Source organism: Paenarthrobacter sp. NPDC091669 (assembly GCF_044756725.1).
Taxonomy (GTDB): domain Bacteria; phylum Actinomycetota; class Actinomycetes; order Actinomycetales; family Micrococcaceae; genus Arthrobacter; species Arthrobacter bambusae_C.
Map to the genome: position 1 here is coordinate 1 of NZ_JBIVTK010000003.1, position 16,100 is coordinate 16,100.

The window sequence follows — 16,100 nt, forward strand, 5'->3', positions numbered from 1 at the left end:
GAATCTCAACGACCTATACGCCTTTCTCACACAAACCGTAGGAGCCCTAAATGACATCCGCAGCCTGGAAGTGACGCCGATCTTAAGTTCAGTTATGCGAGCAAGTCTGTCGTCTGATCAATTGCCGATCCTCTATGGCAGGGGCCATCTGAAAGTCCGGTTGATGTGCCATCTAGGGCAGGTTCGCCCGCACGCGTCCATCGATTTCAGAACATGGACGCCGCTCACCCTATAGCTGTGAAGACTCCCTCTTGCCGCACCACCGCTGAGGTTGACTGGTTAGTCTCAGAAATTTGCGTGGATTATTGGCGGCTTACTCCCGGCTGAAGGGATCAGTTCTTTGGCCATGTCGAGCCTGGTTTATATCCCAGGCGGTGCGCTAGCTGTACCAGCTGATATTACTGACGCGGCGAAGTTTGCCATCATTGCGTCGACGATTAGCCCATAAGCCGCACCCGGGAAGGAACCCTCCGTCAGCCGGCCAACCAACCTCCCTGAGCAGCAGCTACTCACTTTGAGAAGGAACTCAGACCCACAGCCAGGAAGCTCCTTCGGTAGGCGCCCCAGCAACCATCACCGACGAATTCTTTCAACCCGAAACTTGTTTCTTCTCTGGAACGAGACAAGTCGCTTTCGCTCGGAGGTTTGGTCGCGGCGTCTGGGTTTCATCGCTTGGTTGGCTAGCCGCTGGCACGCCGAGGGCGGCCAATACGGCTACCCTAACGCCAGCAAACATCATCTAGGGTTTGTTGGCGGGAGCGGGTTGAGACGCGCATGCATCTTCGTATGAGCCGAGCCTGACTAAATGTAACATCAAGTTGCGGGACATCGCCGCTGGTGTTGCACACGGCCTTGGCGGATACGAGGCCACGCTGAAGGGAGGGACGACGTGCATTGGAAACCACGAGCACTCATTCTTGACTTGTACGGGGATTACCTTAGGTACGTGGATGGCGGGGAAGTTCGGATGGCTGAAATTACTGCCCTACTCGCTGTTTTCGACATCGAGCCAGCTACCGTGAGAGTAAACCTGTCCCGATTGCGCAAAGAGGGGTGGTTCACCACTCGGCGTGTCGGCAGGGAGACCGTCTACTCCCTAACCCCGCACCTACTGGGAATTCTTGACGAGGGGCGCGAGCGAATCTTCCACCGCCGGGAGGAAGAATGGGATGGCAGGTGGACGATGGCTATTTACCAAGTCCCCGAAGCCGAGCGTGCGGTCCGCGAGCAGTTGCGCAAACAGCTTGCCTGGCACGGTTTTGGGCAACTTTCGCCCTCGACCTGGCTGAGTCCACATAACCTCCTGTCAGAGGTCCGCGAAATCGCGGATGAGAACCCCCTGGCCAAAGTCGATGCTCTTTGGTGTGGAACAGGGAATAGGGACGACGACAGGGCACTAGCTGCCCGGTGTTGGGATTTGGACCTGTTGGGCCAAGACTACGAAAGCTTCATTGGGACTTACGCAACCCTCAACGATCAGCAGTTAAATGCCGCCAAGAGCGGACAGGCGGCATTAATTGACCGCACGCGCATCATTGGCGACTACCGTCGGTTCCTATTCCGAGACCCTTACTTACCGCTGGATCTCCAGCCCCGAGGCTGGCCAAGTGATACTGCCTATCGACTCTTTAGCGCGGTGCACAAGCAACTTGGTGCTGCAGCGACCGATTACGTGACTTCCGTCTTAGGGGAACCGCTCGCCCCCGGGGCAGAGGTTCTGAAGGAGCGCGCGACTCACTGAACTGTAACAAAATCTTGACGCCTTGCTAGAAATGGTTTCATAATGACTCCAGAGACCTCTCTGAATGATTTCCCAACCTCTAGAAGGTGGCACTATGGCACTTCGCATAGCCTGCATCGGCGGCGGTCCCGGCGGACTTTTCGTCTCAACCCTGTTCAAACAGACAGTTCCCGACGCTGAAGTCGTACTATTCGAACGAAATCAGGCAACGGATGCGTTTGGTTTTGGCGTGGTGTTCTCTGACGCCACTCTCAGCCGCATCAACAAGGCGGACCCCGCCGTCCACAATGGCTTACGGGATTTCGGCCGTCACTGGGACAACATCGAGGTCTGGCTTAAAGGTGAGAAAAAAACCTTCGCCGGCAACGGCATGGCCGCGATTTACCGGACGACTCTACTTCAATTGATGCAGGAACGGGCTACGAACGCCGGGGTTGACATGCGTTTTGGAGAGTACATACCGGACCTTGGACAGCTTAAGGACTTTGATCTGATCGTCGGGGCCGACGGCGCAAACTCCTCTACTCGCGCACAACTGGGAGAGGACGTTGGCCATACGACGGAGACGGCCACTGCGAAGTTCATATGGTTCGGCACAACGCATCTCTTCAAGGGCATGACGTTCCTTCATCGCAAGAGCGAGTACGGTAACTTTGCCGTCCATGGTTACCCGATCAGTGATGAACTGAGCACCTTCATTGTCGAAACCGATGAGGAAACGTGGCTCAAAGCCGGGCTTGACGAATTTGACGCCACCCAGCCGCCCGGACCCTCGGATCTCAAGACGCAGCGGTTCCTGGAAAGACTCTTTGCAGAGGACATCGACGGTCAGCCGCTGGTTGGAAACAGTTCCCGCTGGGCCAATTTCCGCACACGTAGGACCGATTCATGGCATAGAGGCAACGTTGTTCTGCTGGGCGATGCAGTCCACACCGCGCACTTCTCTGTGGGTTCCGGCACCAAGATGGCCATGGAAGATGCCATCACGCTGGTCCGTGAAGTGGCGGCGCATCAGGATGACCTTGAGCTGGCCTTCACCAATTATGAAGCCGAGCGCCAGCCGCAGGTGGCCAAAATCCAGAACCAGGCCCGCGGCGGGCTCAGCTGGTGGGAACATTTCGGCAGGTACTATGACGCCTTCGACCCAACCCAGTTCTCGTTTCACTTCTTCTCCCGCAGCATCGACATCGACAAAATCCGTCAACGCGACCCGGGTTTGGTTGAATCCGCGGAACAGGACTGGCTTGATCGTCACGGTAGTACGCCTCTGGAAACGCCTCTCACGGCAGGTTCTACGGCCTTTAATGGCCGTCTATTGAGGCTCACCGAACAGGGGGGCGGGTTCGCCCTGAAGCACGACGACAACAACCTCGCCTTGGTCACGGACCCGGCAAAAGCGAACGCCAACACCGGACTCCTGCTCACCGCGCCCGACCATGAAGAAGGACTGGCCGCAATTTTCGAGAAACTGCCGGCCGATGCTGCTGCCGTGGTCATCCAGGGCGGCAACCCGTTCACCCGCATCCTGCTCTCGGAAGAAGCCAGGCTTGGACGCGGCCTGACCACCGTGATCGTGGACGACCGGGGTCCGGCATCCAATCTGACCCTGGTCCTCTCCGGACGTGCTGACGCTGTAGCTACTGTCACCGAGGGAGTTTCCAATGCATAGTCTCTCCTCTCTTTTCGCACCGCGGGGCATCATCGTCGTCGGCGCCTCTTCCAGCCCGGAAAAGCTTGGCGCCGTCATGGCCCAGTCGCTGTCCACCTACCCGGCTCCTGTTGAACTCGTGAACAGCCGCGGAGAGAACGGCATGCACACCACCATCGCCGACGCCGCGGCAGCTATCCCGGGCGGTCCGGATCTCGCAGTTCTGTGCGTGCCGGCGTCCGCCACGGCACAGGCCCTGCGTGACAGCGCCGCCAGCGGCGCCACTGCCGCCTTGGTCTGCGCCGGAGGATTCGCAGAAGCCGGCGGTCCCGGCGTCGAATTCGCCCTCCAAGTGGAGGCCGCTGTCCGGGAAACCGGCATCAGGCTGCTTGGTCCGAATACCTCCGGATTCTTTGTCCCACACTGCAACCTTCGGGCCAGCTTTGTGCCCGGCGTCGCTGAACTGGAGCCCGGTTCGGTTGCCGTGGTTGCGGCCAGCGGTGGAGTCAATCACGTTCTGGCATTCCATCTCCAGCGTTCCGGGGCGGGCGTCAGCCTGGCTGCCGGAATAGGGGCCGGCACGGATATCACGGCGCCCGACGTTCTGGACTACCTCATGACCGACGATCAGACCAAGGCAGTTGCCCTGCACCTGGAAACAGTCTCGGACGGGCCTGCACTTATAGATGCCGTGTCTCGCCTGAGCGTCGTCAAGCCGGTTGTCGCACTGGTGGTGGGCCGGAACGACGTCTCGGAGTTCGCCCAGTCCCATACAGGTGCTTTGGCCACCTCTTGGCGCACCACACGTTCAGTCCTCAAGCAGGCCGGTGCAGTCATTGTCGAGGATGAGAACCAGCTCGTTGCTGCCGTTACAGCCTTGGCGGGCCAGCGGCTTTCGCCCATGCCAGACCCCGGCGTAGGGCTCATTACGGGACAAGCAGGCCCCGGTCTACTGATAGCCGATGCCCTGCACACTGCCGGCGTAACGCTGCCCCGTCTGTCGCAAAGCAGCCAGGACACTATCGGCGGGCTGCTTCCACCGCTTACATTCCAGGCCAATCCGGTGGACACCGGTCGTCCCGGACCCGGGTACGAGAAAATCGTTGCCGCCGTGGCTCAAGACCAGGCAATCGACGTCGTTGCTGTCTATGGACTGACTGAACCTGTAGCCGATCTGCCGCTGGCTGTGGCCAACTCCGGGGCGGCCCGGAGCATGCCATTCCTGATCGGCGTCGACGGACCGGACGGGGACCTGGAACGTACCCGTAAGTCCGCACAACAGCATGAGCTTCCCCTGATCACCGGGCCTACGTCGCTTGCCCACGGCATATCCGCCTTGGTGAACGACTCCCGAGGGCAATACCAGCGCGCAGAGGCGCCCGCAAGCTCGTTGGAATGGCCTGACGTCCAGGGCCCATGGGACGAAAACCGCTCCAAGGAACTTCTGGATGCCTTTGGTATTGCCACGCCGGGTCGGCGCGTGTGCACCACGCGTGCGGCCGCCCAGCAAGCGCTGAAGGTCCTTGGTGGACCTGTGGCTGTCAAGTTGCTGGATGCCGCAGTGCTTCACAAGACCGAAATCGGTGGTGTGCATTTGGGGATCAAGTCCGCGGAAGACATGGACCATGCCTTGGAAAAGCTTGAGGCTGCTGGAGCCCGCGAGTACCTTGTGGAGGCCATGGCCCCCTCGGGTGTGGACCTCGTTGTGGGCGTTCGACGCGATCCGGTTTTCGGACCGATCGTTGTTCTGGGACTCGGCGGAACCGCGGCTGAGGTGTTCGCGGACATCGCCATACGCTCCGCCCCGCTGGCCAAGCGGGCTGCGGAGGGCATGCCCACTGAACTTTTGGCCCGCGAACTCTTGTACGGCTTCCGTTCGGGGCCGATGCTGGACACATCGGCGCTGGCAGAACTGTTGGTCAGGCTAGGCGACGCGCTGGTTTCCAACCAGGCGATCGCCGAAATCGAAATCAATCCCCTGCGCCTGACCCATAGCGGTCTCGTAGCGCTGGACGCAGTAGTTATCAATGTCGAGGAGGACATTTAAATGACCAGCCACACCAGCGAAGGCACCCTCGCCTGGCCTGCAGACCTTGCTGCGGAGTTCCGTCGTAAGGGTTACTGGGAAGACCGGACTTTGGGCAGCTACATCCATGAGACCGCAGATCGCCTTCCGGAGAAGATTGCCTTGGTGGACGGTGATGTCCGGATCACGTATTCGGAACTTGCCGACCGCATGGATGCTGCCGCTGAGCGACTCCTCCAACTGGGACTCAAGGCGGACGACCGCATGATGGTCCAGCTGCCTAACGGCTGGCAGTTCACCGTCCTGACGCTTGCTTGCTTCAGGGCTGGAATTGTTCCAGTCATGGCCCTCCCCGCGCACAGGAAGTACGAGCTGTCCTTCCTCACGGAGCTTTCGGAGTCCCGGGCCATCGCTGTGCCCGACGTCATCAAGGACTTTGATCACCAGGCCCTAGCGGAGGAACTCGCATCTTCCGTTCCGTCGCTGGACATGGTGCTTGTTTCAGGCGCGGCAAACCCTCTGAATGCGCGACTGGAAGAGATTTTCGCACCGGGCGCGGACCCGGCCGGCGCCCGTACACGACTGGATGCTTCAGCGCCGTCCCCGGACGCGCCGGCCCTGTTCCTTCTCTCCGGCGGCACCACTGGGCTCCCCAAGCTCATCACCCGCACCCACAACGACTACGCCTACAACATCAAGGCCACCTCCGTTCCAACCAATGTCTCCGAAGACACTGTCTACTTGGGCACGCTTCCGGCCAGCCACAATTTCCCGCTCGCCTGCCCGGGCATCCTGGGAATCCTGTTCGCCGGAGGCCGCGTGGTGATGCTCCCCAGCCCTGAGCCGCGGAAGGCCTTCGCAGCGATCGAACGGGAGGGCGTCACGCTCTCCGCGGCAGTTCCGGCTGTAGCTCAGCGCTGGATTGAGCATCAGGAGGAAACCGGTGGCAACCAATTGGCGAGCCTGGAGGTCATCCAAGTAGGGGGCTCGCGGTTGCCGGATGAAATCGCCCGGAAGGTGAAGCCAGTGTTGGGTGCCACGCTGCAGCAAGTCTTTGGCATGGCTGAGGGGCTCATCAATGTCACCCGCTTGGACGACCCCGAGGACGCAATCTGCACGACGCAGGGACGCCCTGTCTCTGAAGCCGACGAGGTCCGGATCGTGGACGAGGCCGGCAATGACCTTCCCGACGGGGTTCCCGGTTCCATCCTTACCCGGGGCCCCTACACTCCCCGAGGTTACTACCGTGCACCCGAAGCCAATGCCCGGGCATTTACTCCCGACGGCTGGTACGCCAGTGGCGACATCGTGGAACGGCGACCGGACGGGAACTTGATTGTCCAAGGCCGTGATAAGGACATGATCAACCGTGGCGGCGAAAAGATTTCCGCCGAGGAGATCGAAAGCCTGGTGTACCGCATTGAGGACGTCACTATGGCCGCCGCTATCGCGATGCCTGATGAAGTACTCGGTGAAAAGCTGTGCCTCTACATCACCGTGAAGCCGGGAGCGGAAGTGACACTGGAGCAGATCCAGGCGCTTCTACGCGATACCGGTGTTGCAGCCTTCAAGATTCCGGAACACCTGGTGGTAGTTGATGAGCTGCCGGCAACCAAGGTGGGCAAGATCAACAAGAAGGAACTGCGCGCCGATATCGCCGAACGGCTGGCTTCTGCCAGCGCCCACTCAAAGTAGAGAGGAAAGCAATGATCGAGAACCCAACCCATGAATCTGTGGCCGCCGCGCATGTTGTGCCGGAGCCCACTCCGGAGGAAGCTGCCCAGTTGGAGCAGCTCTATAAGGATTTCGATCGGGAGAACCTGATCCCGTTGTGGACGGAGATCGGTGACCTGATGCCGATGGTCCCCACCCCGAAGGCTGTCCCGCATGTGTGGCGCTGGGGTGACTTGTACCCGTTGGCTGCCCGTGCCGGGGATCTGGTTCCCGTGGGCCGGGGTGGGGAACGCCGCGCGATTGCCCTGGCGAACCCCGGCCTGGCCGGCACACCGTACGCGACTCCAACGTTGTGGGCAGCGATCCAGTACCTGGGCGCCCATGAGGTTGCTCCGGAGCACCGGCATTCGCAGAACGCGTTCCGTTTCGTCGTCGAGGGCGAGGGCGTCTGGACGGTAGTGAACGGTGATCCGGTGGCAATGCGTCGCGGCGATTTCCTGTTGACCCCGGGCTGGAACTTCCACGGCCACCACAATGACACCGACCAGCCGATGGCGTGGATCGATGGGCTGGATATTCCGTTCGTGCACTATGCCGATGCCGGGTTCTTCGAGTTCGGCACCGAACGCGTCACTGATGAAGCCACCCCGGACATTTCCCGTTCCGAACGGCTTTGGGCCCACCCCGGCCTCCGGCCCCTGTCCGGGCTGGATGACACCACCAACTCCCCCATCGCTGCCTATCGCTGGGAACACACCGACGCCGCTCTGCGTGAGCAGCTGTTGCTGGAGGACGAGGGCCACCCGGCCACGGTGTCCGAGGGCCACGCCGCTGTCCGGTACTCGAACCCGACCACCGGTGGGGATGTCATGCCCACCATCCGGGCCGAGTTCCACCGCCTCCGCGCCGGAGCCACCACCGAGCCGCTCCGCGAAGTTGGTTCCAGTGTCTGGCAGGTCTTCGAGGGCACCGGCACCGTGATTCTGAACGGTGAAACCAAAGCACTGGCAAAGGGCGACCTGTTCGTGGTCCCGTCCTGGCAGGAATGGTCCCTGACCGCGGACGCTGTTACACAAACAGACTTTGATCTGTTCCGTTTCAGCGACGCCCCCATCTTTGAACGACTGAACTTCAACCGCAGCTACACCGAAGGACGCAAGTAAATGAGACTCCTGACCCTCCGCACCGCTGAAGCCACCACGGCCGTCCGCCAAGACGGCGACACCCTCACCGAGATCCCCGGGTTCGCCGATGTCGGCGCGCTCCTGGTCGACCCCGCCTGGGAAACCACCGCTGCGGCGGCCAACGGCGCAACGCACGCGCTCGACGGCGCGGACCTCGCCGCCGTCGTTCCTGCACCAGGGAAGATCATCTGCGTAGGCCACAACTACCGTAACCACATCAAGGAAATGGGCCGGGACATCCCCGAGCACCCCACCCTGTTCGCGAAGTACACCGAATCGCTGATCGGCCCGAATGATGACCTGGCGTTGCCGCAGGAATCGGACACGGTGGACTGGGAAGCCGAACTCGCTGTGATCATTGGCAAGAAGGGCCGCCGGATCGCCGAAGCTGACGCCGCGGACCACATCGCCGGATACTCCGTCCTGAACGATGTGTCCATGCGGGATTACCAGTTCCGCACCATCCAGTGGCTCCAAGGCAAGACCTGGGAGAACTCCACCCCGTTCGGCCCGGCCCTGGTCACCAAGGACGAATTCACCGCCGGCCCGCTCATGACCTCCGCCGTGGACGGGGAAATCCAGCAGTCCACCCCCACCGGCGACCTCGTCTTCACCCCCGAGTTCCTGGTCTCCTACATCTCCACCATCATCACCCTGAACCCCGGTGACGTGATCGCCACCGGCACCCCCGGCGGCGTGGGCCACGCGCAGGATCCCAAAAGGTACCTGCAGGAAGGCCAGCTCCTGGTCACCACCATCGAGGGCCTGGGCCAACTGAACAACCGCGTGGTCAAGGAAGCCTGATGGCAGCCCGCCAGGACCTCGCCACCGATCCGGGCCTGCAGGAAGACCTCCTGCAGGCCCGGCGGGGCACCGCGTTCTTCGCCCGCAAACTCAACGAACTCACCGATGCAGAGCTCGACGGCGGGACGCTCCTGCCGGACTGGACGCGCCGTCACGTCGTGGCGCACGTTGGGTACAACGCCCGCGCGATTGCTCGCCTGGTTGAATGGGCGGCCACCGGAGTGGAAACACCCATGTACCCCTCACCCGAAGCGCGGAACCACGAAATCAACTTCGGCGCCACACTGTCCCCCATCGCCTTGCGGAACCTCTTCGACCATTCCGCAGTCTGCCTGTCGGTCGAATGGCGCGACCTCCCGGATGAGAACTGGTCCCACCAAGTCCGCACCGCCCAAGGACGGACAGTTCCCGCGTCCGAAACGGTCTGGATGCGCACCCGCGAAGTATGGGTCCATGCCGTGGACCTGGACAACGGCGCCACGTTCACCGGCATCCCAGCCCCGGTCCTCGAACGGCTCCTCAAAGACATCACCGGCGCCTGGAAAACCCGCGGAACAGACACCGGGCTCCTCATCAAAGTGACCAACAGCGCCGGGAACGGCACCGGCCTCATGTTCGGCGACACCACCGCTGCGGACCCGACGACGATCACCGGCCCCCTGCCCGCCATCGTCGAATGGGCCACCGGCCGCGGCAGCAGCATCAGAGCCACCGGCCCCGACACCAACGGATCAGCCCCGGCGGCTCCGAAGTGGATCTAGCCAATCCGGTTCAGCGGATAGTCAGCGTTTTGAGGGCCGGACGCTGACTATTTGCGTGTTTACTCCTCAACTTTTGGAGATGCTTCGCGTCGACTCTAAGGAGAGTAAGCCGTCTGAACGGTGACTATAGTCATGAAATCGTGCGCGAATATTTGTCGTCATTTGGAAGTCGGCCCATAGGACCCAACACCGGTGTTGGCTGGCCATCCTGGCGCGTGTGGCCACTCCCTACACAGCGTCGACAGCACAGACCTGTTCTGGGGTTCGGCATGGCCGAGGCATGCCTCCGCCTACGCGACATATGGGTGCTTATCGGCGTCAGATCACCGATGATTCACGGAGTGATTACGATTGTGATTCGGCTCTCATTCGGTAATCACGGGAGGAGCACGAAGGCTGCTACAGCAACCCGCGGACGAAGAATCAAGGGGCCCCAGATTCACTCCGGCCGCCCGAGGCTGAACTCATCCAGAAACTGAGTGACAAGGGGGCCCGTGGACTGGGTTGCACGCAAAGTCTTGGCTGCAATCCGAAGCTTCGCGGAGGTTTTGAAATGGGCAGAGGCCCTGTTTGGGGCGAGATATTGACACGGTCCCCGACGCTAAGGATCTGCACAAATGGTTCCATCCGCTCAGAGGGTTGTGATTGCTTCCTGATGCGGGCACGGTGAGGCGAAGGAAGGCGCCGTTTCGTTTTCTGGGCCAGATGAAGCGCCACTTCCAACGAATCGAATGCGATCTAGCCTCGCTCAGGAACTAAGGGGGTCACCAGGGGTGCGCCTTGGCGTAGCAGTCAGCGAATTAGCAGACTCACCGGTGTTCCGCGCTTTTTCACGTCGCAAAGCGGCAGTCTGACGAATTGCATCCAGTCCACGTCGAGTAGCTTCGACGTCGCGCTTTCCCGCCGCCCTTCCGAGTAAGGAGCCAGCGCCGGAGTCTATGACAATTTCGACAGCGGGCGTGCGTGTTCGAGCCAACATCTCTGCTCGGTGGTGACTAGAGCGCCTCATCGTTGCCTGCCCTCTCTCTGTCTTTGCGGCTTCTTGCTTTCCAGTCTAGGGCCTTCGTCAATCTCCTGTGGATGGCCAACCTGAACGCGATGAACCAGCCGAGCGACACGAAGGTTCCGCCATAGATCATCAGCCACAACACGTCCCAAGCTTCATGAGTGAGAGGGAAAGCGGCCACAGCGCCGAGGGCCAAAAAGACTGCAGCGCACATCAGTAAACACAGCCTAAGGGGCCCAAGAAGCCTTGCCACGATTTCATGCTCAGGCGTTCTCGCGATCCATGAAAGGAACAGCGCGGGACCTGCGAGAAGGAGAGAAACGGCAGTCGTAGGTATCTCCCGACCGCTTTTGACTATGTCTGTGAACTCAAAGCGCTCCATTAGTGCCAACCCAACGATCGCAACGCAAACCGTTACGGAAATGGCCGCGAAGGGAAGAATTCCTCGTTTCGAGGGAGCCACTTCAACAAACACCGATGCTTCGGCAAAGCGGTCTGTGGGCGGGAGGGAAACATGACTCCGTGCGCGCTCCGTCGAAGGAATATCCTCATTTTTCGGGGAGATCTCAATGCCAGCTGTCTCAGCAAGACTGACTACACGCAGGGTGAGGGCAGGTGGTACCACTACCTCGACGTGCTCACTTGCCGCGAACCCGTAGTCAGGCAGGTCGTATCGAAAGGCAGTGGAATAGTCCCAACCGTCGTCAAACTCAAGCTCGTGCTCGTACGAAATCTTTACAACGCTTCTGGTTCCGAGAGACTCTTCTTCGAGCTCCCCAACCAGAAGGAAGTGCGTTTGTAGGGTGTTTGCTAGGTCAGAAATGGTCTGGACCTGCTCGGCGTTTTCTTGTCGTGACTCTGTTAGGTAAACCAAGAGCTTCTGCAACTGATCTGCTGGGCTATCAGTTCCGGCGGTTCCGAGGCCGTCGTACTGTACGACCAGACTTAGTGCCGCCTCCACAGAAGATTCCTGTCCCCGGATCCAATCCTCCGGGATCATGGTAGACAGCATTTCTAATGCGATCTTAGAGTTTTTTTCCTTCTCAAGAATCGGAAACGGATTCTTGGACGGGCCAACGGTACTCACTCGACGCAGAACACCTTTGCGGATGAACGCCAACGGCACCAAGACCCGCTTGTCGGATCCATCCACACGCCGGTTCTGCGGAAGCGTTATGTCAAGAGATATAGATCGGTGCGTATCGCCATCGGAACCCAAGGTTAGTGTGTCAACTCTTCGGTGAACCCATTCCGGCGACCCCAAAACAAGGTCCACCATATTCGCCCCTCGTACGCTTGGGTCCTGACTGGGGTTCTCGAATTCGGTGGCGGTCACTCACTGACCCTTTCGTTATAGAAGAGCTTTACCGCCTATTGATGGCCACGGTTCGCCTGGCGCCCTCCCCCGCCAAAATTGACGGAAGGTCCTCTATCGGCCATCAAACCACGGAAGTGGAAGTGGATGCGAGAACTCCCGTCCCAAGACGAAACAAGCCTTCGCAAGGGACTCTACCGCCGGAGTTGCGTGGTCTTTCAAAGCGGTTGCCCACCTCTGCGCACAGTGGCACAGCAATGGCGGCCTTCCAGGGTACCGCTCTGGACAACGGGGGTGGAAGTGGCTGAACTGTTACGACCACGGGCGAACAAAAGAGGGGCCGCATACCAGCTTCCACTACTTCACCGCCCGAAGTAAACATAGGGTGCTGATACCAGATGCTGTCCATCGATGGTGAGATTGGTCATGCAGAGTGCTCCCGGGTTTATTCCTTTCGCGGTTGCATTCATGGGCTTCGCGATGACCTTCATCTATGACCGGGTGAAAACCAGATGCAAGAAGATGGTTCTCCTCTATAGTCACACTGCCGTCATGTCCAAGCATGTGAAGGTACGGGGGCTGCATGTGAGATTCTACGATCACATAATTGCCACTCCGGTTCTTACCGGGCTGGCTTTGATCAACTACGGAAGAAGGGATCTGCTACGAAAGGACTTCGACGGGGGTAGCCTCCGCTTTCGCATCTATTCAAGGGTCGTGCACGGCACGTCTGCCGATGCTGGATGCGATTGGTCATTTAAGTCAGCGGCTAGCAGCGTTATTGAACTCAAACCGAGTGTGGTCCAAAGAAAAGCGACAGAAAGTCTCGAATTACTCTGTGATGGTTTTGGTAGAGTTGAACTGCATATAGAACTTGGGGAAATCGATGTCGCAATTTATGAGGAAGGAGACTTCCTCAATCGAATCAAGATCCTAAAAATCCGCATGGTCCGCTTTCTGGGGATATCTCTTGCAGCGGCTTGTATTGCAGGGATCTTGTTTGATGTGCCATTCTCCCTTTTGGCAATATTTGTCGGTGCTGCAGACTTCGGAATTGGACCATGGTTTGTTGAGGACTAGCAACTGCGGGGCAGATCCCGTCGCACCTCTTGCGAGAAAGAGATGCCCAGCGTCCACATCGGGAACCGCGAAGCCGACACCTGACAGTTCTGGCCGGCCTGGGCCTCGGTGCTAGCGCGAGGCCTCAACGACCTTCCGGCGAACCGCCGGGTTGCACTTCCTTGAGAATGGCTCTCCCTAGCTCCTTTGCCATGATGCTGTCGGCGATATGCTTCTCCACCGGAGCAAGCCATTGCACGATCGTGCCTTGCCCCATCGAGTCTAAGACGGCGAGCACAGCAGCAACGACTCCTGCAGCACCGCCAAGCCAAGGGACCCAGTCAGGGAGCGCGGTGAGCCAAGGCGGATCTGTGAGTTTAACGACCACCAGCGCAATGAAAGGTACGGAGAGTATCCACAGCGCGCTGCGGACAAAGGTCTTGGCCTTATGGTCGGCCGCCGCCCTGGCTTTCAGCTGACTCTGAGCCTGCTGATCTCGTATTTCATTCAACCGACGCTCAAGCCGATTAGTCGTAGATGTTTGGCTCTCGAGCTTGGTGGATAGGCGGTCCAACTCTTCGCTGGATTCGATCCAAGCTTCGGCCGCAGCGTTGGCAGATGACGTGGCGTTAGATTCAACAGTTTGCTGGGTCCGAAGCTGTGCAACTAGAGGCTGTTCAATCTCATGTCGCAGGCGGCTCAAGACGGCCAGCGGCGAGTCTGCGGTGATTTCATCTTCCACTCCCAGCGTCTCTTCCATCACTGCGGTGCGGCCCACAGTTGTCGAGCGAAGGACTACGGCGTCATCTGCACTGACTGCTCCGCGTGCCTCCAGAGCAGAGACTTCGTCTAAGTACTTTGACCAGAAATGCGGGTCAGGTTGCATTCCGGCATAAGCGGCGGCCAACACCATGCTGCGTGGAAGATCAGCGGCTACGGCCGGGCTTCTGGCCCAGAGGATGCCAGCAACCGCCGAATCGGTCATGGCAAGAGGCCATTCGTGACGTTCATCGCCCAACTGCTGGACCGCTCGCACGAGTTCCAAGTTGGCAGTCAGCAGCACAGCGCCGCAGCGGTCGAGCGTACCGCGCGAGAAACCTCTGCGAAGCCTGTGTATTGCAGAGATGCTCTCCACGTCGAAGCTGCGGGTGTAGACAGACTTGTAGTGAACAACATCCTGAAGAGACTTCTCTAGCTCGTCTTCATCCAATCCATACTTCTGATAGTCGCCGGGCTTGGTAGCTGTTTTGATGTCAAGCTCAGAAATTCGTTCGGGTAGACGCTCGCGGGCAAGCACGATGTCCGCAGCCGTCAGTCCGGCATCCTGAAAGAGGAGGTCGATTGGGCGGGCTTCTCTGCGCTGGGAGTTGCGCGAGAAGTTCTCCGCACTCTGGAGTACTCCGTCCAATTCACGGAGAGTGTGTTCGAAGACCTTCAGGGACGCACCTTGACTACGGACCAGCTCAAAGAGTTGCGTGCTTGCTTTTTCTGCAGCCTCACCTGAATATCCTAAGCGCTGAATAAGGACTGGTGTGTCGAGATATACAGACAGAGTACTAAGCGAATTACGGAAAGAAGAAGTGTCAAGTGTCACAACAGCAGCAAGTATGGCGCCTTTCGCTGACTCTTCAAGGTATGAAAATCCCACGTCATCGCATTCATGCAAATGAGCCACGAAACGCGCAGTCACCTATTCCAAACCAGGCGCTTGTGGCGCGTCCCCAGCAGGCCTGAAGGCCCGCCCTTTCATTGAGCTTGCCAGCACAGGAACTGCATGGGTCTCTAGGTAAGTTCCTAGCTCATCCACCAAGGAAGCCGTTAAGACGTCCTGATGTTCTGGGAACTCGGACTTCACAAACTTCCGGAAGCGATTCTCCAGGTCCCGCTGCTGGCGCAAGTACTAATCACGCATGCTGCGAACAGCCGGCGCGTTCTTGAGACCTAAGGGGGTAAGCACATAGCCGTTACCAGAAGCTTCTATATGCTTTGTATGCTTGGCACGCTTTAGTATCTTGCCCACAACAAGATCCGGAATATTCATGCCGAAACTGTCGTTGATCTCCTGGGCAATGGCATCCTGAGTCAGGATCTCAACCTGATGCTCAGCTAAGACGCCTAAAACAAAGCCCCGGAAGTTGTCGATATAGCTGGGGGCGTCGGCGTTGTAGTTTGCCCGAAGGACGGCAAACCCAACAAGTGCACTTGAGTAACCGCTCATGCTCTCCATCAACCAAAGACTCCCGAAGATCGTTTCGTCATAGCTTATGCAATAAAGGTCGGGACTGCCCCCGGTGTTGTTGACTCTGGATCATAGGCCGCTGTGGGTGCTGTCCGGTGGATTCTTTCACATTGTCCAGTGGTGCAACCCTGAGCAGAGCGCTACTCGACTCGCAGCTCGGGACCCGGGAACGGCAGGCCGAAGGCTTGAGGATCTGCCGACTGGCTGCCTGAAGCGTCTCCAAGATGCTATTAATTCAGCTCGACGGGCGAGTCTCAGAGGGGCCTAGCAGCCTCTCCCAGCGCAATCGCGGCTGCAGAGGGCAAGTAAGACTACCTAGTTTCCCACTCCTGCCACGACACGTTCGGGTTCGGTTGAAGGATCAACACGGGCTGCTGCAAGAATGTCACTCATTGATTCGATTGACTTCTGGCTGACTGCCGGGTGTGGGGGTAATGGTGGGGTTTTACGTTCGGAAGAGCCTGAAGGCAGGTCCGTTCAGGTTCAATCTGAGTAAATCCGGGCTCGGCGTTAGCGCTGGTGTTCCAGGTTTTCGGGTTGGTTCCGGTCCTCGTGGCAACTATGTACGTATGGGTGCCGGCGGTGTCTACTATCAGGCTTCAGTCGGTGGAACGAAGCAGGCCGGACAATCTTCCGGTCCCCC

General features: G+C 59.2%; 12 protein-coding genes and 1 pseudogene. 10 read left to right on the forward strand and 3 right to left on the reverse strand.

The window, feature by feature from the left end:
• The 8 genes from ACIQLI_RS05500 to ACIQLI_RS05535 all read left to right on the forward strand — a co-directional run.
• Positions 1-235: hypothetical protein (locus ACIQLI_RS05500; RefSeq protein WP_400385835.1), on the forward strand; the 235-nt coding region annotated here is incomplete at its 5' end.
• A gap of 654 nt (positions 236-889) precedes the next feature.
• On the forward strand, positions 890-1,741 hold the full coding sequence (locus tag ACIQLI_RS05505; RefSeq protein ID WP_400385838.1) for a PaaX family transcriptional regulator C-terminal domain-containing protein: 852 nt from the start codon (positions 890-892) through the stop codon (positions 1,739-1,741).
• A gap of 94 nt (positions 1,742-1,835) precedes the next feature.
• Positions 1,836-3,410: an FAD-dependent monooxygenase gene (locus ACIQLI_RS05510; RefSeq protein WP_400385840.1), complete on the forward strand. Its 1,575-nt coding sequence runs from the start codon at positions 1,836-1,838 to the stop codon at positions 3,408-3,410.
• Positions 3,403-5,436, forward strand: coding sequence for an acetate--CoA ligase family protein (locus tag ACIQLI_RS05515; protein ID WP_400385843.1), 2,034 nt, complete (start codon positions 3,403-3,405; stop codon positions 5,434-5,436). Before ACIQLI_RS05510 ends, ACIQLI_RS05515 begins: the two co-directional genes overlap by 8 nt.
• Positions 5,437-7,110 carry a (2,3-dihydroxybenzoyl)adenylate synthase gene (locus tag ACIQLI_RS05520; protein ID WP_400385845.1) on the forward strand — a complete coding sequence of 558 codons (1,674 nt, stop codon included), beginning with the start codon at positions 5,437-5,439 and terminating at the stop codon, positions 7,108-7,110.
• An 11-nt stretch (positions 7,111-7,121) separates the two neighbouring features.
• Positions 7,122-8,252 carry a cupin domain-containing protein gene (locus ACIQLI_RS05525; protein ID WP_400385848.1) on the forward strand — a complete coding sequence of 377 codons (1,131 nt, stop codon included), beginning with the start codon at positions 7,122-7,124 and terminating at the stop codon, positions 8,250-8,252.
• On the forward strand, positions 8,253-9,077 hold the full coding sequence (locus ACIQLI_RS05530; protein WP_400385851.1) for a fumarylacetoacetate hydrolase family protein: 825 nt from the start codon (positions 8,253-8,255) through the stop codon (positions 9,075-9,077).
• Complete coding sequence (locus tag ACIQLI_RS05535) at positions 9,077-9,838, forward strand: maleylpyruvate isomerase family mycothiol-dependent enzyme (RefSeq protein WP_400385852.1); 762 nt, start codon at positions 9,077-9,079, stop codon at positions 9,836-9,838. The genes ACIQLI_RS05530 and ACIQLI_RS05535 overlap by 1 nt, the downstream gene beginning before the upstream one ends.
• Positions 9,839-10,833: 995 nt before the next feature.
• On the opposite strand, the gene ACIQLI_RS05540 is transcribed toward ACIQLI_RS05535, so the two are convergent.
• Positions 10,834-11,931, reverse strand: a complete 1,098-nt coding sequence (locus ACIQLI_RS05540) for a hypothetical protein (RefSeq protein WP_400385855.1) — start codon at positions 11,929-11,931, stop codon at positions 10,834-10,836.
• 654 nt (positions 11,932-12,585) lie between these two features.
• Here ACIQLI_RS05540 and ACIQLI_RS05545 point away from each other — a divergent pair.
• The gene (locus ACIQLI_RS05545) at positions 12,586-13,239 is read left to right on the forward strand and encodes a hypothetical protein (protein ID WP_400385858.1); all 654 of its coding nucleotides are present in this window, start codon (positions 12,586-12,588) and stop codon (positions 13,237-13,239) included.
• A gap of 124 nt (positions 13,240-13,363) precedes the next feature.
• On the opposite strand, the gene ACIQLI_RS05550 is transcribed toward ACIQLI_RS05545, so the two are convergent.
• Both ACIQLI_RS05550 and ACIQLI_RS05555 read right to left on the reverse strand, forming a co-directional pair.
• Positions 13,364-14,908: a hypothetical protein gene (locus ACIQLI_RS05550; protein WP_400385861.1), complete on the reverse strand. Its 1,545-nt coding sequence runs from the start codon at positions 14,906-14,908 to the stop codon at positions 13,364-13,366.
• A 210-nt stretch (positions 14,909-15,118) separates the two neighbouring features.
• Positions 15,119-15,436 carry a hypothetical protein gene (locus tag ACIQLI_RS05555; protein ID WP_400385864.1) on the reverse strand — a complete coding sequence of 106 codons (318 nt, stop codon included), beginning with the start codon at positions 15,434-15,436 and terminating at the stop codon, positions 15,119-15,121.
• Between the two features lie 455 nt (positions 15,437-15,891).
• Between ACIQLI_RS05555 and ACIQLI_RS05560 the strand changes: the two are divergent.
• Positions 15,892-16,038: pseudogene (locus tag ACIQLI_RS05560) on the forward strand (DUF4236 domain-containing protein); the annotation flags it as partial.
• Positions 16,039-16,100 lie beyond the last annotated feature (62 nt).

Bases quoted from the DNA above. Each gene is read 5' to 3' on its own strand.
- ACIQLI_RS05510 (WP_400385840.1), top strand. From the start codon at position 1,836: ATGGCACTTCGCATAGCCTGCATCGGCGGCGGTCCCGGCGGACTTTTC.
- ACIQLI_RS05515 (WP_400385843.1), top strand. From the start codon at position 3,403: ATGCATAGTCTCTCCTCTCTTTTCGCACCGCGGGGCATCATCGTCGTC.
- ACIQLI_RS05520 (WP_400385845.1), top strand. From the start codon at position 5,437: ATGACCAGCCACACCAGCGAAGGCACCCTCGCCTGGCCTGCAGACCTT.
- ACIQLI_RS05525 (WP_400385848.1), top strand. From the start codon at position 7,122: ATGATCGAGAACCCAACCCATGAATCTGTGGCCGCCGCGCATGTTGTG.
- ACIQLI_RS05530 (WP_400385851.1), top strand. From the start codon at position 8,253: ATGAGACTCCTGACCCTCCGCACCGCTGAAGCCACCACGGCCGTCCGC.
- ACIQLI_RS05535 (WP_400385852.1), top strand. From the start codon at position 9,077: ATGGCAGCCCGCCAGGACCTCGCCACCGATCCGGGCCTGCAGGAAGAC.
- ACIQLI_RS05545 (WP_400385858.1), top strand. From the start codon at position 12,586: ATGCAGAGTGCTCCCGGGTTTATTCCTTTCGCGGTTGCATTCATGGGC.
- ACIQLI_RS05555 (WP_400385864.1), bottom strand. From the start codon at position 15,436: ATGAGCGGTTACTCAAGTGCACTTGTTGGGTTTGCCGTCCTTCGGGCA.